This is a genomic window from Comamonas sp. MYb69 (assembly GCF_037479315.1).
Taxonomy (GTDB): domain Bacteria; phylum Pseudomonadota; class Gammaproteobacteria; order Burkholderiales; family Burkholderiaceae_C; genus Comamonas.
Map to the genome: position 1 here is coordinate 46,258 of NZ_JBBGZG010000013.1, position 20,379 is coordinate 66,636.

21 protein-coding genes are annotated in these 20,379 nt (G+C 61.3%); 1 reads left to right on the forward strand and 20 read right to left on the reverse strand.

Annotated elements, in window-relative coordinates; genetic code table 11:
* The 20 genes from WH303_RS17530 to WH303_RS17625 form a co-directional block, all read right to left on the reverse strand.
* Positions 1-801, reverse strand: coding sequence for an ABC transporter permease (locus WH303_RS17530; protein ID WP_339520059.1), 801 nt, complete (start codon positions 799-801; stop codon positions 1-3).
* Between the two features lie 89 nt (positions 802-890).
* Positions 891-1,619, reverse strand: coding sequence for a peptidylprolyl isomerase (locus WH303_RS17535; protein ID WP_339520061.1), 729 nt, complete (start codon positions 1,617-1,619; stop codon positions 891-893).
* 331 nt (positions 1,620-1,950) lie between these two features.
* Positions 1,951-3,483, reverse strand: coding sequence for a cell surface protein (locus WH303_RS17540; protein WP_339520063.1), 1,533 nt, complete (start codon positions 3,481-3,483; stop codon positions 1,951-1,953).
* A 179-nt stretch (positions 3,484-3,662) separates the two neighbouring features.
* A complete protein-coding gene (locus tag WH303_RS17545) occupies positions 3,663-4,079 on the reverse strand; it encodes a hypothetical protein (protein WP_339520064.1) in 417 nt (138 codons plus the stop codon).
* Positions 4,080-4,106: 27 nt separating this feature from the next.
* On the reverse strand, positions 4,107-6,545 hold the full coding sequence (gene gspD / locus WH303_RS17550; RefSeq protein WP_339520066.1) for a type II secretion system secretin GspD: 2,439 nt from the start codon (positions 6,543-6,545) through the stop codon (positions 4,107-4,109).
* Between the two features lie 43 nt (positions 6,546-6,588).
* The gene (locus WH303_RS17555) at positions 6,589-7,230 is read right to left on the reverse strand and encodes a hypothetical protein (protein ID WP_339520067.1); all 642 of its coding nucleotides are present in this window, start codon (positions 7,228-7,230) and stop codon (positions 6,589-6,591) included.
* Positions 7,227-7,793 (reverse strand): type II secretion system protein GspM, encoded by a 567-nt coding sequence (gene gspM, locus WH303_RS17560; protein WP_339520069.1) that lies wholly within the window; start codon positions 7,791-7,793, stop codon positions 7,227-7,229. Before gspM ends, WH303_RS17555 begins: the two co-directional genes overlap by 4 nt.
* Positions 7,790-9,166, reverse strand: coding sequence for a PilN domain-containing protein (locus tag WH303_RS17565; RefSeq protein ID WP_339520071.1), 1,377 nt, complete (start codon positions 9,164-9,166; stop codon positions 7,790-7,792). The genes gspM and WH303_RS17565 overlap by 4 nt, the downstream gene beginning before the upstream one ends.
* Before the next feature lie 18 nt (positions 9,167-9,184).
* Entirely contained in the window at positions 9,185-10,003 is an 819-nt protein-coding gene (locus tag WH303_RS17570) for a type II secretion system protein GspK (protein ID WP_148293330.1), read from the reverse strand.
* A gap of 50 nt (positions 10,004-10,053) precedes the next feature.
* Positions 10,054-10,776 (reverse strand): prepilin-type N-terminal cleavage/methylation domain-containing protein, encoded by a 723-nt coding sequence (locus WH303_RS17575; RefSeq protein WP_339520073.1) that lies wholly within the window; start codon positions 10,774-10,776, stop codon positions 10,054-10,056.
* On the reverse strand, positions 10,773-11,213 hold the full coding sequence (locus tag WH303_RS17580; RefSeq protein ID WP_021028971.1) for a type IV pilus modification PilV family protein: 441 nt from the start codon (positions 11,211-11,213) through the stop codon (positions 10,773-10,775). The genes WH303_RS17575 and WH303_RS17580 overlap by 4 nt, the downstream gene beginning before the upstream one ends.
* Entirely contained in the window at positions 11,210-11,707 is a 498-nt protein-coding gene (locus WH303_RS17585) for a GspH/FimT family pseudopilin (protein WP_312986317.1), read from the reverse strand. The genes WH303_RS17580 and WH303_RS17585 overlap by 4 nt, the downstream gene beginning before the upstream one ends.
* Before the next feature lie 40 nt (positions 11,708-11,747).
* Positions 11,748-12,179 (reverse strand): type II secretion system major pseudopilin GspG, encoded by a 432-nt coding sequence (gspG, locus tag WH303_RS17590; protein WP_021028973.1) that lies wholly within the window; start codon positions 12,177-12,179, stop codon positions 11,748-11,750.
* Positions 12,180-12,206: 27 nt separating this feature from the next.
* Positions 12,207-13,481 carry a type II secretion system F family protein gene (locus WH303_RS17595; RefSeq protein ID WP_021028974.1) on the reverse strand — a complete coding sequence of 425 codons (1,275 nt, stop codon included), beginning with the start codon at positions 13,479-13,481 and terminating at the stop codon, positions 12,207-12,209.
* Positions 13,474-15,210: a type II secretion system ATPase GspE gene (gene gspE / locus WH303_RS17600; RefSeq protein WP_021028975.1), complete on the reverse strand. Its 1,737-nt coding sequence runs from the start codon at positions 15,208-15,210 to the stop codon at positions 13,474-13,476. The genes WH303_RS17595 and gspE overlap by 8 nt, the downstream gene beginning before the upstream one ends.
* Before the next feature lie 109 nt (positions 15,211-15,319).
* Positions 15,320-15,868, reverse strand: a complete 549-nt coding sequence (rfbC, locus tag WH303_RS17605; RefSeq protein ID WP_021028976.1) for a dTDP-4-dehydrorhamnose 3,5-epimerase — start codon at positions 15,866-15,868, stop codon at positions 15,320-15,322.
* A 4-nt stretch (positions 15,869-15,872) separates the two neighbouring features.
* Complete coding sequence (rfbA, locus tag WH303_RS17610; RefSeq protein ID WP_339520078.1) at positions 15,873-16,763, reverse strand: glucose-1-phosphate thymidylyltransferase RfbA; 891 nt, start codon at positions 16,761-16,763, stop codon at positions 15,873-15,875.
* Positions 16,764-16,765: 2 nt separating this feature from the next.
* Positions 16,766-17,659, reverse strand: a complete 894-nt coding sequence (rfbD, locus tag WH303_RS17615) for a dTDP-4-dehydrorhamnose reductase (RefSeq protein WP_339520079.1) — start codon at positions 17,657-17,659, stop codon at positions 16,766-16,768.
* 59 nt (positions 17,660-17,718) lie between these two features.
* A complete protein-coding gene (gene rfbB, locus WH303_RS17620) occupies positions 17,719-18,774 on the reverse strand; it encodes a dTDP-glucose 4,6-dehydratase (protein WP_339520080.1) in 1,056 nt (351 codons plus the stop codon).
* Between the two features lie 113 nt (positions 18,775-18,887).
* Positions 18,888-19,661 carry a type III pantothenate kinase gene (locus WH303_RS17625; protein ID WP_027011401.1) on the reverse strand — a complete coding sequence of 258 codons (774 nt, stop codon included), beginning with the start codon at positions 19,659-19,661 and terminating at the stop codon, positions 18,888-18,890.
* A 176-nt stretch (positions 19,662-19,837) separates the two neighbouring features.
* On the opposite strand from WH303_RS17625, the gene lysM reads away from it, so the two are divergent.
* Positions 19,838-20,302 (forward strand): peptidoglycan-binding protein LysM, encoded by a 465-nt coding sequence (lysM, locus tag WH303_RS17630; protein ID WP_021028981.1) that lies wholly within the window; start codon positions 19,838-19,840, stop codon positions 20,300-20,302.
* Positions 20,303-20,379: the final 77 nt, after the last annotated feature.

A 20,379-nucleotide genomic window follows, 5' to 3' on the forward strand; every position in this document is an offset into this window, starting at 1 on the left:
TCATAGCCAGTCCACCAGCTGGTCACGGCTGCGCCGCACCAGCACATTCACCACCACGGCAAGCAGTGCAATCCACACGGCGCTCACCACCCAGACCTGCAGCTCCGGCCACTGGCCTTGCAACAGTGCCGACTGGTAGCCCATCACATAGGACGCCATCGGATTGAACCACAGCAGCCAGCGCCAGCCCTGTGGAAACATCGTGATCGGAAATAGGATCGGCGTCAGGTAGATACCCACCGACAATGTAAAACCCACCAGCTGCACGGTATCACGCAGAGCTGCGGCAAAAATCGCCAGTGCATACGACAGCAGCAAGGTCATCAGCAGCTGCATCGCCATCAGCGGCAGCAAGGCCAGTACCCCCCATTGCATATGGTGCACGGGGATATAGCACAGCGCCAACAGCAGCATCAAGGGGCCAAAGATCCAGGAGCTGGCCAGCACCGAGCGCACCGGAAACAGCACTGGTGGCAGCGGGTTCTTCTGCAAGATGGAGCCCGCCTCCAGCAAGCTGCCCATGCCGCGCGAGACTGCATCGCAAAACGCCATCCAGGGCAGCGCGCCCACGATCAGGAAGGTGCCCACCGCATGGCTGGATGCGCCCTCCCCCAGCCGCATCGCAAACACGATGTCGAACACCAGGTAGTAGGCCGCCACAGACAACAGCGGCTGCAGGTAGGGCCAGATGACGCCCAGCGCGGTGCCGGCATGGCGTGCCGCTACCTCGCGGCGTGTCATCACGCCCACCAGCGCCCGGGCGTTCCAGACCTCTTGGATACTGTGCAAAAAGGTGCGCATCAAAGTTGGAAGTTGAAAAACAAAGCGCCCATGAAAAAAGGAGAAGACTGTTTCAGCCTCCTCCTTGCCTCCTAGGCATGACCAAGGGTTTATTTTGCCTTAGATTGTGCCAAGAACGCTTCCAGGGCCTTTTCGTCAAACTTGGCCTTTTCGGTCACTTTCTCGACCTCTGCCTCGCGCGCCGCAGCCAAAGCCTTTTGCGTGAACTGCTTCTCCAGTTCCGGGCGTGCTTCTTCGAAAGTCTTGGGCACAGAAGGCTTGCGCTCGATAAACTTGATCACGTGGTAGCCAAACTGGCTTTCCACCACGGGGGCAAATTCACCCGGCTTGCTCAGTGCAAAACCTGCTTTTTCAAACTCGGGCACCATGCGGCCACGCGCGATGAAGCCCAGATCACCACCCCGTGAGGCGCTGCCAGGGTCTTCAGAATTCTCTTTGGCCAGCTTGGCGAAATCGGCACCCGCCTTGGCTTCGGCCAACAGCTTCTCGGCCTTTTTCTTGGCTGCGTCATCCTTGCCCTTGACCAGGATATGGGCCAGATGCACTTCTTCAGGCGTAGCCATGCTGTCCTTGTTCGCCGCATAGTGGGCCTTGACCTGCGCCTCGATCACCTTGGGATCCGGGGTATGCTGGGCATTGAACTTGGCCAAGTAGGCATCCGAGATCACCTTGTCTGCGGCGATGCGTGCAGCGGCGGCAATTTCGGGGTCATCCGCCACACCGATGGAGCGCGCATGGGCCGCCATAGCGCGGCGCACAAACAGCGCATGCACCATTTGCTGGATGCCATCCTTGTTGGCCAGGAAGGGAGCGCGCATCTCAGCTGGCAGGCGCTGTACTTCAGCTTGTACATCTATGGTCTTGACTTCGGCACCTGGCACACCAGACACCAGCACCTGACTGTCACTGGCTGCTGCAGAAGCGGCCAGAGCAAAAGCACTCAACAGCATGCCCACAGGGGCAAAAAACAAACGGTTTCGCATTCACAGTCCTACTGGCAAAAAGGCTAGGATACCAAATCAAACAGCCTGGTGTCAGGCCATGGCATTGGCAAGTGTTTTAGAAATGTAAAAAGGGCAGAGATTGCTCTCTGCCCTTTGGCTTGTTCTCTCAGCGATTCAAGCTATGGCCTTGCGGCCACAGTATGAATTACTTGGAGAAACGGTGAGGCCAGGTGATACCGTAGGTACCGCTGAAGTTGTTGGCCAGACCGCCGCTGTTGGTCAGCTTGATGAACGAAGAACCAACCACTGGCAGCGAGCGGGTGTAGCTCACAGTGCCCCAGCCGTTTTCGTACTTCACATCAGCGGTCTGACGAGCCACCGAAGCGCCCAGCACGGAGGTACCGGTGTCCTTGAATGCCAGCACATTCACTTCGCCGCACAGACGGATCACCTTAGCGGTGCCGGGGGAGATCACAGCGCCGTTACGCACGGAAGATTCTTCACGGTCGTAGAAGGTGTTGCTGGCGGTGTCCACGCAGATGTTACCGTCGGCATCCACCGAGGTGTTACCAAACGAGAAGAAACGGGTGGTGTCGGCAGCAACCACACCGGTGTTGAACACACGGTATTCGCCAGACTTCTCAGCTGCATAGTTTGCACCCACGCTGTAACGACGGGTAGGCATGGACAGCACCCAGTCAGTCTTCGCAGCGATGATGGAATCGGTAGCGAACTGGTTGGACACACCATTGTTGGCCACAGCTTGGGTCAACAGCGAAGCTTGAGCTTCAGCGGAAGTGGTGGTGGTCAGGTAAGGCGTCGACAGATCTGGGAAGTCGTAGTTCACGGCTTGAACCAGAGGAGTCGTCACTGGGGTGCCAGTAGCTGCGTCACCAAACACGATGTTGGAACCGACCTTGAACAGTGGGTCAGCGGTGTAGTCACCGATGTCAGCCACAGCAACTGCACGGTCATCCTGTGGGAAAGCCACGAATTGACCGCGAGCGTTTACACCTGCGTCGTCCACAGCCTTGATAGCGGTAGCAGCACCGGAGAACGTGGTGGTTTGGTTCACGTTCAGGATGTACCAGTCGCCGGTCAGTTGGCCGGTAGGCGTGTTGTAGCCCAGCTTCACAGCTGCTTCTTCGGTTTCTGGGTTGATAGCCAGCGTCTGCTCCAGCACGGAATCAGCACAAGCAGGCGCGCCGTTGGTGGCGTGCTTGATGGTCTTGAACAGGTCGGACGTAGGAGTCACGTCAGCCATGTTCAGGATTTCAACGTAGCCTTCCTTCGTGTTGTTCACACGCTTTTCGGCGGTCCAGCTGCTGGACAGACGGTCTTGCACGAAGCTGACCTTGGTGTTGTGGATGTTGGGGTACGTGCAGCTGTTGTCAGCCGTCATGAAGTACGAACCATTGGCATCCGCTTGCACCGAACCGGTCCACACGTCGTAAGGCGACAGGAACACGGTAAAGTCCAAGATATCGTCAGAGTTGGCAGCGCCACGGAAACGAACCTTCAGAGCCTTGCCGTTCACGGTGTCGGTGTTGACCACGTGGAACACGGTCATGTTGTCATTTTGCGTGGTGAAGTAAGGAACCACCAAAATGTGACCCACGCCGCCTTCAGATTGCTCGAACTTGGTTGCCGATGGGGCAGTAAAAGTTTGAGCGGAAGCAGCACCAGCAAAACCGCCAATCATGGCAGCAATGCTCAGAGCCAGAACATTTTTCTTCATAAACACACTCCAGTTAAAAAAAGTTAGTCAGCGCAACTACCACGATTGTTTACGCTAAGAAATAATAGCATAGCGCCTTCGCGGTTTGCAAAGCCAGGGCCCTGTTTTTTTGCAGTAGCTGTTGAGAATTTACAACAACCGTCTACATTCCACACAGCTCGCCTGACTTGGCAGCGAGCTCAGGGCTCCAGATAGAGTCGCCACTGACCGTCTTCGAGCAACCAAGTTTGCTTCGAATACATGTCAATGGTACCCAGATTTTTGCCTATCAGCGGCGGTTTGACCTTCAAATCGATTCCGACGTCGCACTTTTCCTCACTGCATTTGACGTCATGGATCGCGGCAGACTGCGCAAATGTGCCAGGATAGGCCTTTTTGTATTGCTCCAGCGTCTGTGCCTTTTGGTAAGCCGCATTGGTATAGCCGTAAGCAGCTGTATGGTCGCCTTTGATACGTGCGTTGGTGAAAGCCAGTGCGTTTTTGGCGACCGTCTCTTCAGGCGTGGCCGGCTGCAGGCTGGCGCAGGCGACCATGGAGGCCGCAGCCCCCATTGCAAACAAAGCTTTCGCAGATTGAATCATCAAATTTGAAGTCATTTTTCAATATCTTTACAACATAGCTTATTACTGTGCCTGCACAGGCTGCACAGGGGCGACCTGCGACGCAGGACGCGTAGAGGCATTCGAACGAATCAACAGATCATCGTCATTCAAGCCACGCAGGCGGTCACGCAGCTCTTCACTGACTTCGCGCACATCGACGTCGGTGCGTACCACTCGAGGCGTCATCACCAGCAGAAGTTCCGTCCGCTTGGAACTTCTGGTAGTGCTGCTGAAAGCTTTACCAATGATAGGAATGTCCTTCAGCAAAGGAATGCCCGAATTGGTATCTTCATTCTGGTCTTTGATCAAGCCACCCATGACGATCGACTCACCAGAACGCACCGCCAGCTTGCTCGTCAGTTGGCGGTTGGAGAACTTGGTCTGTTGCGATGCGGCGTCAAGGCCCGCGCTATCGATGACAGACTGGTCGATCTGCAAGCTGACCATATTGCCAGAATTGACCGAAGGGGTGACATTCAAAATCACACCCGTGTCTTTGAGCTGGTAGTTGTCCGACAAGTAGCTATTGGTGGTGATGTAGCTGCTGACCTTGACGGGGATCTGCTCGCCGACCGAGATGGTCGCGGGGTGGTTGTCCATCACCATCACAGATGGGCTGGACAGCATCTTCACCTGCCCCTGGCCCGCCACCGCACTCAAGCGGGCGGCGATATCACCACCGCTGTTGAATAGCGAATAGGTGAAATTGCCCGCTGCGGCAGCAATAGTGCCGGGAGTCGTGTTATTCAGAGTGCCAAGGCTGCCGGTGCCCGAGAAATTGCGCCCTCCGATGCCACTGTTACGGAACAACCACTCCACACCATATTGCAAGTTCTCATTGAGCGACACCTCGATGATGCTGGCCTCAATCAGCACCTGGATAGGTGCCACATCCAAACGTTTGAGCGAGGACTCGATCTTGCGGAACTGGGAGCCGGTGGACCAGACCAGGATGGTGTTGTTGAACTCATCAGCCACGACACGGATATCGCCAATGGCAGTCGCAGTGATGGTGGGGGTGCCGCCTTGCTGCTGGTTGTTGCCGCTGGTGCCCAAGCGGTTGGCATTGTTGTTGCCAAAGCCCGAGGAAAAGCCCGAACCGCTGCCAAAGCTGTTAAAGCCGCTGCCGATACGGTTGTTGTTATTGTTGTTGACGCCATTGAGACCGGGCGCAACACCCGAGGTCATGTTGCCGCCAGCGCCCTGCTGGCCGCCAAAGATGCCGTTGAGCACTTGGGCCAGGTACTTGGCATTGCCGTTTTGCACGCGGTAGACATAGAGCTCGGGCTCGCTGCCGCCGTAGCCTGGCACGTCGAGACGGCGAATCCAGCGTTCGGCTTCATCTAGATAGGAGGCACGCGGCGTGATCACCATCAGCGCATTAAGGCGCGGAATGGGCAGTACGCGCAACGCACCAAACAGCGGGTTGGAGTCACCCAACGAAGTCAGCAGCGCAGCTGCGGCGGCCGCATTGCCGCTCAGCTGGTTATTGCCTCCACTGACTGCGGCGCCAGTCGCCTGGCCGGGGCGGCGTGCAGCGGCAGCGCTCGCAGAACCACCCGCAATGCCAGCAGTACCGCCTGCACCTTGTCCCTGGCCCGCCTGGCCACCACCGCCGTTAACCATTTGCAGCGCCGCACTGACTTCTTCAATCGAGGCGTGCTTGAGCGGATAGATGCCCACCGACATGCCTTTGAGCAGGTCCACGTCAAAGGTCTTGACCATCTCCATCCAGCCTTCGGACTGGGTACGTGTGCCTTGCATGATCAGCACATTGCGCACGGTATCCACCTTGATGAGGGCCTCTGCCGGGATGATGGGCTTGAGGATATTGGACATCTCGGTGGCGCCAATGTATTGCAGCGGCACCACGATCACGCCATAACCCGGGGCCATGCTGCCGGGAGCACCGGCCATACGCACATTGCCCACCAGACTGCGCAGCACCTCGGGCTTGCCCACCTGGTAGGTACCACGGGCATCGCGCACCATCGCCAGACCGTTGGCCTGCAGCGCGGCCTCCAGCAGGAAGACTGCCTTGTCCGGGTCGATCGGCTTCGGGGTCGTCAAGGTCACCGTGCCTTGCAGCGGCGGGTGCATCACATAGTCGATCTTGAGGATATCGCCCAGCACGGTACGAACCACTTCGGCCACTGGCGCTTCCTCAAAGCGGAAGCTGACCGGCGCACCGCCGGCAATGGGGGTCGACTTGTCGATATTGAGCAACTTGTCCGTGCCACGCAGCACGCGCGGCTCGGTCGACTCCTCTTCCTCATCGCCGCCCTTCTTGGGGCTGATCATGATATTGGGCGCTTGCAGTACCGGCAGCTGAGTACTTGCTTGTGCTGCCGATGGAGAAGACGGCTGCGGGGCAGCGGTTTGCGCATGGAGCGGCAGCAGCATGCCCATCTGGCCCAGTGCGACCACCAGTGCAGTCTTGAAAAATATGGGAGACTTCATGGTTCTAACCCTAGGATCTATCTATTTATAAAGACTGCCGCGCTCAAGGGCGCTTTGCAGGCGTAGTGCCGCCAATGCTCGCGCGGCGACGGGGTGTGGGGGTATCGCTAACGGAGGGCTGCTGTCCGATCTGGGCAGGTAGGGCCCGCTGGGGCACACCGGGCTCTGCTGCGGGGGTATAGCCCTGCTGCAGCTTGCCCTTCTGCAAAGCGATTTCCTTGGTCACGCCCGCGCGGGTGAAATACACGCGGTTGTCGGCCACCGAGCTCAAGGTCCAGCCATCCAACGTGCCGCGCAGCGGCAGAGACTTGTCCTTGCCCTGGAACTTGATGATGATGCCGCCACTCTTGCCATCTTCCCCGATGTAAACGCCACTCAGCACGGCATCGGCCAGGTAGTCGGGTGGCGGAGGTGGCGCTTCTGCAGCAGCCACCGGTGGTGGAGGTGGCGGGCGCCGGGTAGGAGAGAACAAGGGGCGATCGAGCATGGCCAGAAACTGGCTGTGATCCATGGACTGTGCCTTGCCCAGTCGGGGCACGATATCTTCAAGACTCGCCTTTTGGCCTCTGGGCATTTCCCAATGGGAATTCTTCAGCCCCCCACTAGGCGTGAACCACATCCAGGCCAGCACCAAGGCCAGCACAACACTGGTCGCTACCAGAATGACACTGATATAGCGCTTCATGGACGCTCCCTCAATACGCTCAAGGTCATCTGAAGGGTGAGGCGAGGCGCCGCCTTCTCATTCATCACCTGCAAGGTTCCCTGGTTTCTGACTTCCACATCGGCCAGCAGCATCACTGGCAGCTGCTCGTTCAGCACGGCCAGCGCGCTATCTACGGCCAGCAAGTCCCCTTCGGCGCGTACCGACAGTGGAATGCGGTCAAAACCCTTTTCTTCCTTGGCCGGCAACACTTGGCTGCTGACCACCGTCAACCCTGCTGTGGTCAACAGGCTGCGCACCTTCTGCTGCACGGCATTGCCGGTCTGTGCCACATCCTGGCTGCCTGGGTAAATGTAGTCAGCGCGAATTTGCAGGGCGCGCTCGAGCGACTGGTCAATCTCCTCACGCTGCAGATCAAGGCCACGCAGTCGCGCATAGCGAGGCTCGAACTCCGACAGGCGCGCCTGCGCCCACATATGTTTGCTGACAACATAGCTGCCAAGACCGATCAAAGGCAGCAATACCAGCGAGGCCGTGGCAACCAGAATCAGCAGTTCTTTGCGATTGGGACGGGTAACGATCATGGCTGTTTCCCTCCAGATTCGGAGGCAGGAGGAGATTGCGGTTTGCTTCCGCCCAGCGTCGGGCCCCGTTTTGTGCCGCCCAGTGTCGGACCAGGCTTGCTGCCATCTGCATTGGCCTTGGCGGGACCTTGCTCACCCGATGCTGCTGCAGGTGCGGCCGCACCGACAGCTGCTGCCGCGGTAGCTGCTGCCGCGGTAGCTGCTGGCGCGGATGCTGCAGGTGCCGCTGCATCCACAGCCGGCGTGGATGGTACAGATGCCGCTGGCTCCAGTTTGGCGTGCGCCACTTCCACCTCTTGTATCGTCTTAGGACCAAAGACCTTGGCATCCAGCCCCAACTCGATGGTAAAGCTCTCTTTATTACCGCCACCCATGCGCGTGGCGGCGCTGGGGGCGCGCACGTCCTTGACACCATCCTGGTTGCTCAGCTTTTGCATCAAGGCCGAGGCATTCTCGGTCAAGCCAGATATCGTCACCTTGCTGCCCTGGATACGCGCCGATTGGAGGGCCGTATCATCGGGCAGCACATTCGTCAGCATGCTGAGCACCTGGACCCCATCAATGCGTTCGCCCAGCAACTCCGACAGGCCCGCGACCTTGTCGGCACTCTGGATCAGCGATTCGCGTTTGGCCACCACATCGGCGGTCTTGGCGGCCATGCCTTCATAGGCATGGGTTGCCTCAATCGCGCGCAGCCGCAGCTGCGCCGTAGGGGTGGCAGCAATCGCAGCGCACAGCAGCAAGGCGAGCGCCACGCCACTCACATTCCACCACAGCCGCTTGCGGCCCCAGGCATAACGGGCGTGTTCGCCAAAGCCCTGGAACACCACGGGGATGCGCTCCGGAGCAAACACCCATACCTCGGGCTGCTCCAAGGATTCGGCCTTGGTCTGCCCTTTGAGCGTTTGCAGGTGCAGTTGCTCCGCGACCCGAGCCTGCAGATAGGGCTCGGTCTGGGTCCTGGAGGCCAGCACCACCAGCAATTTGACCGCCTTGCTGCTGCGGCTCAGCTCGGTGTAACCCCAGAGCAGCTCGTCTGCGGCAAAGGGGCTGATCGCCTGCACTTCCAGCTCGGCAGCGCTGGCGCAATCCTGGGGGTCCAAGGCTGGCAGGGCCACCGTCTTGCGCAGCACCATGTGCTCGGGCAGCTCCACCGCCCAAAACCCAGGCTCCCGCCCGGCCTTGGCCACAGGCTGGCCGCTCTCCCACACCACGCTGGGCGCGCCTTCGGCAGGCACCAGGCGCAGCATCTGCTCGGGCCGCAACCATGACAGCGGCGGCCACTGCGGCGCCCTGCGCCATGTCTTGAAAACATCGGCCTTGAGCTGGTTCAGATCCAGCCCAAAAAAGCGCGATTCAGTTGAAATTGCCATAAGGGTTCTTTGCTTCGATCAGGATGCTGGCTGCAGCATCTGGCGCGCCTCAAACGTGTACCAGGGCAGACCGTCCCGCGTTCTGGCCCCAAAGTACACACTGCGATCTACGAGAAAAATACGTCCATCGGCCATCGGCACCTGGGCGGTTATCCGGTAACGGCGTTGCGCCCCGCCGGGTCGCGCCAGGTTGGCGTCCAGGCCCGTGGTATCCAGGCCTGTCTGGCCGGATCCGCGCGATGCGGCAATGCGGGCTGCAATACCCTCGTCGCCATTGGCCAGCACCCGCAGAACTTGCGGAGGAGCTGCCAGCGGATTGACCGTGGCGCCTCCCGAGCCAGTGGTTGACGCGGTGATCAAGGGCGCGAGTCTAGCATAGAGGTCGTAATCGATTCCGGGTACCTGCATCAGGTCTTCAATCGCCTCAAAACGCTCAGGGCGGCGGCCATCGAGCGACGCGCGTTCACGGCGATCAAGGATCGCCACGGCGAGCTCCTGGGCTGCAGATTCTGGCAGTCCGCCACCAACGCTCATCAGGGCCGTCAACAGCGGCAGCGATGCGCCATTGATATTGATCAGGCCATTGAGCGGCATCACACTGACCGCCACTTGCGCGCCCTGGTAGTTGACCGAGGTTTCGGTGGTTTCCTGCAAGATCGTGCGGTCGGCCGACAGCTGCTGCAGCACCATGACCACAGCCGCATCGCCCACCGCCTGCGCGGTCACCTTGTCCTTGGCAACCCCCACCATCTTGGCTTCCTGGCGCACCACACCGCTGACGCCCGTGACCATCAGGCTCAGTGCCGCGACCAGCCAAAGCACGGCGATCAGGGCCATCCCCTGCTGGGAGGATGCTGTGGCCGTGCGGCGTTGAATCTGTAAGCGCATCATCCGACCGAGCCTCCCAGGCTCGCGCCGCCGCCGCCTCCTCGGGGATCGCCCGCGGGCATCACGCGCAACTGCACCACCACCGGTGCCAGCACCATCGATTCGGTGGACATCACCACCTGCACCGCCTGCGGCAGCCGGTCCACCACGCCCCAGTCGCTGCCCCATTGCGGCGGGTCAATGGCCCCGTCCAGGTACTGGAAAGACAGGCCCGTTGCATGCTGCAGCAGCGGGTAGGTCTGTGCCCCGCCCCAATCGGGCAGGGTCTGCTGGTCGATCCAGGGCAGGTAGCTCAGCATGACGGCAGGCGCGCCGTCGTAGCTGCCCATCGCTAGCCGGAAATGGTAGCGGCCACCGACGCCGTAACGTGCAGGCATCACCCCCACCCAGGTCATCGACTGGCCTGCGCCTTCAAAGAAAAACACCGAGGGCGTGGCACTGAGCATGCCTTGCTGCTGCAGCCCCTGCACCCGTTTGGCGGAGATGCGGCCCAGTACGGCGCGCAAGAAATCGGTGCTCGCGCGCGACTCATCCATGCGCTCGAGCCGGTTGTCGATGCTGGTCTCCGTCCGGCCCATGGTGCCCATGGCGCCGGCCAAACCCAGCACGATCAGCGACAGCAAGGACATGGCCACCAGCATCTCCACCAGCGTAAAGCCGGCGGCCTGGCGGCGCTGGCCATGCAGGCTGCGCACAAAAAAATGCGGGTGAACGCGGCTCATCCTGGTGGCACCACATTCTCTGCCGGGTCGGGTGGCCGGCGCTGCGCACGCAAGGTCGTGAGCTCAAATACGCGCGCGCGCTCGCCCTCGGCCCAGTGCACGCTGATGTGCACCTCATGCAACACGGGGATGTTCGGGCTCTCGTCCACGCCGGTCTTGAACGGCGCGCTTTGCACGCTCCACTGGTAGCCATTGCTCTGGCCCGATTCGTTCCAGCCGCTTTCGTAGACCGAGTCGCGCGAGTCCATGATGGACTGCGCCAGTTGCACCGCGTATTGGTAGCGATCGAGATCACCGACGCTGCGCGCATTGCTGCCCGTGGCCCGGTAGATCATGCCCAGCGAGATCGCCATGATGGACAGTGCCACCAAAATCTCCAGCAAGGTCATGCCTTGCTGCTGGCGCGGCCGCAGGGACAGAGACGACAGCGCCCTCATTGGAACAAGGGCTCCTGGGTGACGCGGCCTGAGAGCCAGTCCACCCGCAGGCGCGTGCCAGCGCCGTTTTTGCGCAGAATCTCCACGCTGCCGCCGGTGGAGCCCCCCGAGGCCAGGAACACAATCGAGGCCGAGCTGTTGGGCACAAACTCGCGGTCTGCGACCGTGGTGCGCAGATCGACGGTCTCGGGAATTTCCTTTTCCGCGCCCGCATAGCCATAGTGCCTCGTCTGCAGGTCCACGGTAAAGCGCACCGGCTCGCCTTGCGAGACGGCGGTATAGCGGGCCGAGCGCAGCTGGCTGATCATCGTGCGCACGGTGTCGCGGTACTGCACCCCGTCTTTCAGCCGGTCATAGGCGACCGGCGCCATCGCCACCACCAGGGCCATGATGGCGAACACCACCATCAGCTCGATCAAGGTAAAGCCTTGATGGGCTGCTGGGCGCTGCGTAGCGCGGGGGTGTCGGCGCAGCCATGGCAAGGCAGTCGGCACGGGGATTCCTGGTCAGACCGGAAAAGTGGCAGGCGCCGGTTTACTGCGCGTTGCGCACATCGGCGGCTTCGCCTTCGCCACCGGGCTGGCCATCAGCGCCCAGCGACAGGATGTCGACCCGGCCACCGTTGTAGCTGTAACGGTAGGGGTTGTTCCAAGGGTCATTGGGCACGCCACCCGACAGATAAGGGCCGTTCCAGCCGCGCACATTGCCCGGCTGCTTGGCCAGCGCGTCCAGACCTTCTTCGGTGGTCGGGTAGCGGCCGGTATCGAGCTTGAAAATATCCAGCGCCTTTTGTAAGTCGGCAATCTGCACGCCGGCGGTCTTGGATTTGGCGCCACCCAATTGGCTCAGCACCTTGGGGCCCACCAGGCCAGCCAGCAAGGTCAGGATGGCCAGCACCACCAGCAGTTCTATCAGCGTAAAACCACGGCTTTTGCGTGGCGTCTTTTGGGTGAAAAAGGCCTTCATGGCGGGCTCTCCTTGCAGTATTAAAAATTAAGCAGCCAGATCGTTGACGGACAGAATGCCCATCAAGATAGACACAATGATGGAAGCAATCATGATGCCCAGCACCAGGATCAGCACTGGCTCGATCATGGTCAGGGCGCGTTTGATGCCGGTTTCCACCTCGCGGTTCAAAATATTCGACAACTCCAGCATCATCGAGCCCAGGCGCCCGGTCTCTTCACCGACGCGCACCAGGTTCACGGCCAGCGGCTCGAACACCGTCGTGGTGTTCATCGCCTGCACCATCTTGCCGCCCTCTTTGACGATGGGCGGAATCTTGGCCAGCTCGGCCTGGATCAGGCGGTTGCTGACCGTATCGGTCGCGATATGCAGCGCGGTGAGCAAAGGCACACCATTGCCCAGCAAGGTGCCCAGCGAGCGCGAATACAAGGTCAGTTGGTATTTAAGTGCCAGGCGCCCCAGAATCGGCATGCGCAGCAACACGCCCTGCCACCACAACCGGCCCTTGGGCGAACGCAGCCAGCTGCGCATCACATAGACCACGGCGGCGCCACCCAGCAATACCACCCAACCGTTCTTGCGGAACACCTGGCCGATGGTCATCACGATCTTGGTCGGCGTGGGCAGTGCATCGCCCATGTCGGTGAACAGTTTCTCGAACTGCGGCACCACAAAGCCCAGCATCGCGATCAGCGACAGAATCGCCACGGCCACGAGGATCATCGGGTAGATGGTGGCCGAGACCACGCTTTCCTTGAGCGCACGCTGGCGCTCCAGATGCTCCACCAGGCGCTGCAGCACGGCCGACATCTGGCCACTGGCCTCGCCCGAGCGCACCATGTTGATGTAGAAATCGCCAAACAGCTCCTGGTGCACCATCAGCGCCTTGGACAGCGGCACCCCGCCCTTGACCGCTTCGAGCACGCCGGTCAGCAGCTCGCGCATGCTGTCCTTGAAGGCCATGTCGATCAGCACGCGCAGCGCGTTATCCAGCGCCAGGCCGGCCTTGAGCATGATCGACAGCTCCGAGGTCATCGCCAGCACATCGGCGGCCTTGGCCGGGCCCTTTTGCGACTTGGGCGCCTTGGCCTTGCCAATGGCGCTGGCAGCGGCCGGCTTGGCCCCAGCGGCCTTGGCGCCTGCCGGCATCAGTGCGGCAGCATCCACCGCATCGACAATGCGCACCGGCGTGAGCTTTTGCGCGCGCAGGTGCTTTTGCACCGCAGCGGCGTTGGGCGCTTGGAAAGTGCCGCGAACCTGCTCGCCCGCGGCATTGATCGCATGCCAGGCAAAATCAGCCATCGATCTGGTCCTGGGTGACGCGGGCGACTTCGTCCAACGTGGTCATGCCGGCGGCCACCTTGCGCAGGCCGTCCTCGTGCAGGCTCAGCATGCCGGACTTGGCCGCCAGGTTGAACAGCTCGTTCGAGTCCTTGCCCGCATTGATCGCATTGCGCATCGGCTCGTCGAGCACAAACAGCTCGTGGATGCCGGTACGGCCCTTGTAGCCGGTCTGGCGGCAGGCATTGCAGCCCACAGCGCGGTAAATCACCTGGCCTACTTCGCTAAAGCGCGCCAGGCCGGAGCGCTTGCGCACCTCTTCGCCCGGCTCGTAGGCCTCTTTGCAATTGCCGCACAAGGTACGCACCAGGCGCTGGGCCAGCACCCCATTGACCGAGGAGGTGATCAGGTAGCTCTCCACCCCCATGTCCTGCATACGGGTGATGGCACCGGCGGCGGTGTTGGTGTGCAAGGTCGACAGCACCAAGTGACCCGTCAGCGCCGACTGCACCGCGATCTGCGCGGTTTCGCCATCACGCATTTCACCGATCATGATGATGTCCGGGTCTTGCCGCAGGATGGAGCGCAGCGCATTGGCAAAGGTCAGGTTGATCTGGGCATGCACCTGGATCTGGTTGATCCCTTCGAGCTGGTACTCGACCGGGTCTTCGACGGTGATGATCTTGTTCTCGAGCGCATCAATCTTGGACAACGCTGCATACAAGGTGGTGGTCTTGCCCGAGCCCGTGGGTCCCGTCACCAGCAAAATGCCGTGCGGGCGGCCCAGCAGGTCGTTGAACTTGGACAGCGTGTCCTTGGCGAAGCCCATGGTTTCGAGCTGCAGCCGCACGCTGGCGCGGTCCAGCACCCGCATCACGATGCTCTCGCCATGCACGGTGGGCACGGTCGAGACACGCAGGTCGAGCTCCCGGCCCTTGACGCGGGTCTTGATACGGCCGTCCTGCGGCAGGCGGCGCTCGGCAATGTCCAGATGCGCCATCAGCTTGACGCGCGAACCCACAGCCGCCGACAGGCGCGGCGGCACCAGCTCACCGGGGTGGATCACACCATCGACCCGGTAGCGCACATGCAGCCCATCGTCAAAAGGCTCCAGGTGGATATCGGAGGCGCGCAGATCGGTCACCTTGCCGATGATGCTGTTGACCAGGCGAATCACGGGTGCCTCGCTCGCCAGGTCCTTCAGATGCTCGACAAAGTCACCCACATCGGAGCCATCGCCAAACATGTCATCGCCGTCGTCTTCTTCGGCTTCGGGCTCGGGCTCCTGCAGCGCCTTTTCAATATCGGCCTGCAGTGCCAGGTGCGGGCGAATCTGCAGCCCGGTCGACATCTGCAGCGCCTTGATGACAAACGGGTCCTGGGGCGAGGCCATCGCCACATCCAGCACGCCATCCTGCAGTTGCAAGGGGAAGACATGCTGCGAATGCTGGAACTCGGGCATCAGGCCCGGCACGCTGATCGCCTCGGCGGGGAAATCGGTGCCCAAGGTGAATGGAATCTGCAGCTGGGTCGCCAGCGTATGCATCAGGTCCAGCTCGGAGACCAGGCCCAGCTGCACCAGCACCTGGCCTATGAGGCTGCCCATCTCCTGCTGGGCCTGCAGCGCACGCTCCAGATCGCGCGGCGACAGCTTGCCCGCCTGCACCAGCATCTCGCCCAGCAAGGGGCGGCGCCCGGGCTCTGTGGCCAGGGCTGCATCGCTGAAATCGTCAATGGTGCTGGTGCTCATGCGTCTATGGTCTCAAATGCCTATGACAGGCGTGGTATTCATCCCCTTAGCCTATAGGGCACCCAGTGTAGGCGCCAGGCATGGGAGACAAATGGGAGGAAAAGCAAACTCAGGCAAAAACATCGGCCTCGGCAAAGGCCTTGCCCTGCTGGTCCTTGGCCGACAGCTGCGGCTCCAGACCGTTCAACTGCCAGTCGATCGACAACTGTGCATCATTCCAGATAATGCAGCGCTCGTGGGCCGGCGCGTAGTAGTCCGTTGTTTTGTAGAGGAACTCGGCCGTCTCGCTGAACACGACAAAGCCATGGGCAAAGCCCGGCGGCACCCACAGCTGGCGTTGGTTGTCCTCGCTCAGCTCCACAGCCACCCATTGGCCAAAGCTGGGCGAGCTTTTGCGGATGTCAACGGCCACATCCAGCACCCGGCCCTGCACCACCCGCACCAGCTTGCCCTGGGCCTGCTCCAGCTGGTAGTGCAGACCGCGCAGCACACCTCGGCTGCTCTTGCTGTGGTTGTCCTGCACAAAGTCATAGTGCTGGCCCACCGCCGCATCAAAGGCTTTCTGGTTGAAGCTCTCAAAGAAAAAGCCACGCGTGTCGCCAAATACCTTGGGCTCGATGATCTTGACGTCGGGCAGCGCCGTGTCGATGGCTTGCATGCCTTTACTCCTTGGGCTCCTGCAGCAGGCGCTGCAGGTACTGTCCGTAACCGTTCTTGGCCAAGGGCTTGGCCAGCGCGGCCAGTTGCGCATCGCCGATATAGCCGCTGCGCCAGGCAATCTCTTCCGGGCAGGCAATCTTCAGGCCCTGGCGGCTTTCCAGCGTGGCGATGAACTGGCCAGCATCCAGCAGGCTGTCATGCGTGCCGGTATCGAGCCAGGCATAGCCCCGGCCCATGATCTCCACGCTCAGCTGACCTTTTTCCAGGTACAGGCGGTTCAGATCGGTGATTTCCAGCTCGCCGCGCGGCGAGGGCTGGAGGCCCTTGGCCAGCTCCACCACCTGGCTGTCGTAGAAATACAGGCCGGTCACCGCATAGTTGCTCTTGGGCTTGGCTGGCTTTTCTTCCAGCGACAGCACCTTGCCCTGCTTGTCAAAGTCGGCCACGCCATAGCGCTCGGGATCGGTCACATGGTAGGCAAAGACGCTGGAACCCGTATCGCGCTGCATCGCGCTGGCCAGCAGCTTGTGGAAATCATGGCCGTAGAAGATGTTGTCGCCCAGCACCAGCGCGCTGGGCGCGCCGGCCAGGAAACTCTCACCAATCAAAAAGGCCTGTGCCAAGCCATCGGGGCTGGGTTGCACCGCGTATTCCAGGTGGATGCCCCACTGGCTGCCATCGCCCAGCAGCTGCTCAAAGCGCGGCGTGTCCTGCGGCGTGCTGATGACCAGGATCTCCTTGATGCCCGCCAGCATCAAGGTGGTCAGCGGGTAGTAGATCATCGGCTTGTCGTACACCGGCAGCAGCTGCTTGCTGACGGCCAGGGTGGCCGGGTGCAGGCGGGTGCCGGAGCCGCCCGCCAAGATGATGCCTTTGCGTGCTTGCACTGTCATGTTCAGAGAATCTCCTGCAGCATGCGCTGCACGCCGGTTTGCCAGTCAGGCAAATCCAGCGCAAAGCGCTGCTGCAATTTGTGGGTGTTCAAACGGGAATTGTGGGGGCGGCGCGCTGGCGTCGGGAAGGCCGAAGTGTCGACCGCCTGCACATCCTGCGCCGTCAGATTCAGCGCCGGGTTGATCTTGCGCGCCGTCTCCAGCACAAAGCGGGCATAGCGGTTCCAGGTGGTCTCGCCACCGGCCACCAGATGGTAGATGCCGCTCAGCTCCTGCGCCGCGCCCATCGCCGTGCGCAGCGCATGGGCCGTCACATCGGCGATCAGGTCGGCACCGGTGGGCGCCCCCCACTGGTCGTCGATGACGGCCAGCTTGTCGCGCTCCTGCGCCAGGCGCAGCATGGTCTTGGCAAAGTTGCCGCCGCGTGCGGCATAGACCCAGCTGGTGCGAAAAATCAAATGCTTGGCGCCGCTGGCCGCAATCTGCCGCTCACCGTCGAGCTTGGTCTGGCCATAGACCGACAGCGGGCCGGTGGCCTGGTCCTCTTGCCAGGGTTGGTCGCCACCGCCATCGAAGACATAGTCGGTGCTGTAGTGCACCAGCCAGGCGCCCAGCGCCTGGGCCTCGCGTGCCAGCACGCCCACGGCGTCAGCATTGATCGTGCGTGCAGCCTCGGGCTCGCTCTCGGCCTTGTCCACCGCGGTGTAGGCTGCGGCATTGACAATCACATCGGGCGCCAGCGCACGCACGGTTTCGGCCAGCGCCTCGGGGCGCAGCAGGTCGCCGCACAGCGGGGTGCTGGCGCGGTCCAGTGCAACCACTTCGCCCAGCGGCAGCAGGCTGCGCTGCAGCTCCCAACCGACCTGGCCGTTCTTGCCCAACAACAGTATTTTCATCGCATCGTCCTGTCAGGCAGCCCCGGCATGCAGATGCCAGGCCCGCCTCGCTAGCGCCCTCAGGCGTACTGCTTGTTGACCCAGTCCTTATAGTCACCCGACTGCACCTGGGCCACCCAATCCTGGTGCTCCAGGTACCACTGCACGGTCTTGCGGATACCGCTGTCAAAGGTTTCTGCCGGCTTCCAGCCCAGCTCCTTCTCCAGCTTGCGCGCATCGATCGCATAGCGGCGGTCATGGCCGGGGCGGTCCTTCACATAGCTGATCTGCTCGGCATAAGAGCGGCCATCGGCACGCGGGCGCTGCGCGTCAAGCAGGCTGCAGACATGCTGGACGATCTCGATATTGGGCATCTCGTTCCAGCCGCCCACGTTGTAGGTCTCGCCCAGACGGCCCGCCTCCAGCACACGGCGGATGGCGCTGCAGTGGTCCTTGACGTAGAGCCAGTCGCGGATCTGCATGCCGTCGCCATACACCGGCAGGCTCTTGCCCGCCAGCGCGTTGACGATCATCAGCGGGATCAGCTTCTCGGGGAAGTGGTAGGGGCCGTAGTTGTTCGAGCAGTTGGTGGTCAGCACCGGCAGGCCATAGGTGTGGAACCAAGCACGCACAAGGTGGTCGCTGGCCGCCTTGCTTGCGCTGTAGGGGCTGTTGGGCTCGAAGTTATGGGTTTCGGTAAAGGCCGGATCGTCCTTTTCCAGGCTGCCGTAGACCTCATCGGTCGATACATGCAGAAAACGGAAACCGTCCTTGCGCTCACCTTCCAAGCCGCTCCAATAGGCGCGGGCAGCTTCCAAGAGGCGCAAGGTACCGACCACATTGGTCTGGATAAAGTCCTCGGGGCCGTGGATCGAGCGGTCCACATGGCTTTCAGCGGCAAAGTGCACGATGGCGCGCGGCTGGTGCTCGGCCAGCAGGCGGTCGAGCAGCGCGCGGTCGCCGATATCGCCGTGCACAAAATGGTGGCGGCTGTCGCCCTGCAGGCCCGCTAGGTTGTGCAGATTGCCCGCGTAGGTCAACTTGTCGAGATTGACCACCGGTTCATCCGAACCCGCCAGCCAGTCCAACACAAAATTCGAGCCGATAAAGCCGGCGCCTCCGGTGACGAGAATCATGGTCAGTACAGGTAGTTCAACAAATAACCGTCCATTATCGCATTGCCCTTCGGCTGCACTGCCCTGGCTCGGCCAATCCAGGGGCTATCGCTGTAACCGCATGTGGGCGGGGCTCAGCCCTTGGCGCCAAAGCGGCTGTGGGCGATATGCAGCAAGCCGTCAAAAATCAGGTTTTCGACCAGCTCGAAGGGCCGCGTCATGCTGGGCATCATCTTCCAGCCGGCGCCGCCGGTCATCACGCAGGCAGGCTCCTGGCCGCAGTGGGCCATCACATGCTGCACCATGCGCTCGACCGCACCGGCGATTGCATAGGTGCCGCCGCTGGTCAGTGCATCGCTGGTGTTGGTGGGAAATGGCCGCACCTCGCCGGTCGGCACATGCAGGCCGGCCGTGCCCGACTCCAGCGCCTTGAGCATGATGCCGTGGCCCGGCAGTATCAGCCCGCCCAGAAACTTGCCATCGGCATCGATGGCCTCGACGGTCACCGCCGTGCCCACCATGACCACCACCACCGGGCGCTGGCGCCCCTGGGCCAGCACATGGTGCCAGGCGCCCACCATCGCCACCCAGCGGTCCGTGCCCAGGCGGCTGGGGTGGTCGTAGCCATTGGTCAGGCCCGCCTCCGCATTGGACGACACCACCCAGTTGGGCGCCAGGTCCCAGATGTCCATCTGCGTCTGCACGCGGCGGCGCACCACGTCGCCAGCGACCACACAGCCGAGCATGTACTGCGGCTCGGGCAGCTCGGCCCAGCTGCCCTCGGCCAGGCGCTCGATATTGTCCAAAAACTCCACGCCATGGGCCAGCACGGCGGCGCCCGGTTGTGCTGCGTCATACATCGCCCACTTGAGGCGCGTGTTCCCTACGTCGATGGCCAGAAAATGCATGGGCGGCATTATCGGCCTTTTTGGCCGCCCGCCTTGTTGCACGTGCAACATCCCGGGGGCCGCGCGTCTTCCTGGCGCCACTGTGAATTTTTTTCAAGCGACCCCGTCTGACTTCATCGCGTTCACAAATAGCTATATATTGGACAGTTCCTGTAACCAACCCTCTAGGAGTCACCATGGGACTGTTCAGCTTTATCAAGGAAGCCGGTGAGAAATTGTTCGGCGGCAAGGAAGCGGCTGCCGCAACCGCAGCACAAGACCTGAACGCGACAGCGGGCGCTGCCATCGAAAAATACATTGGCACCCAGAACCTGGGCGTGTCCGATGTGAAGGTGGCCTTTGATGCCGGCAAAGTCACGGTAACCGGTGTGGCTCCCACCCAGTCGGCAAAGGAAAAAGTCACGCTGTGCTGCGGCAATGTCTCGAGCGTCAGCGATGTGGACAACCAGATGACCGTGACCAACCCCGAGCCAGAAGCCAAGTACTACGATGTGGTCTCGGGTGACACGCTGTCGGCCATCTCCAAGAAGATGTATGGCGATGCCAACAAGTACATGGTGATTTTCGACGCCAACAAGCCCATGCTGAGCGACCCCAACAAGATCTACCCCGGCCAGAAGCTGCGCATTCCTGCGCTGTAATCCAGCCCAGCAGCTTGGATAAAAAATCCCGCAGACGGCCCTGGCCGCTGCGGGATTTTTTTTGTCCAGGTGTGCTG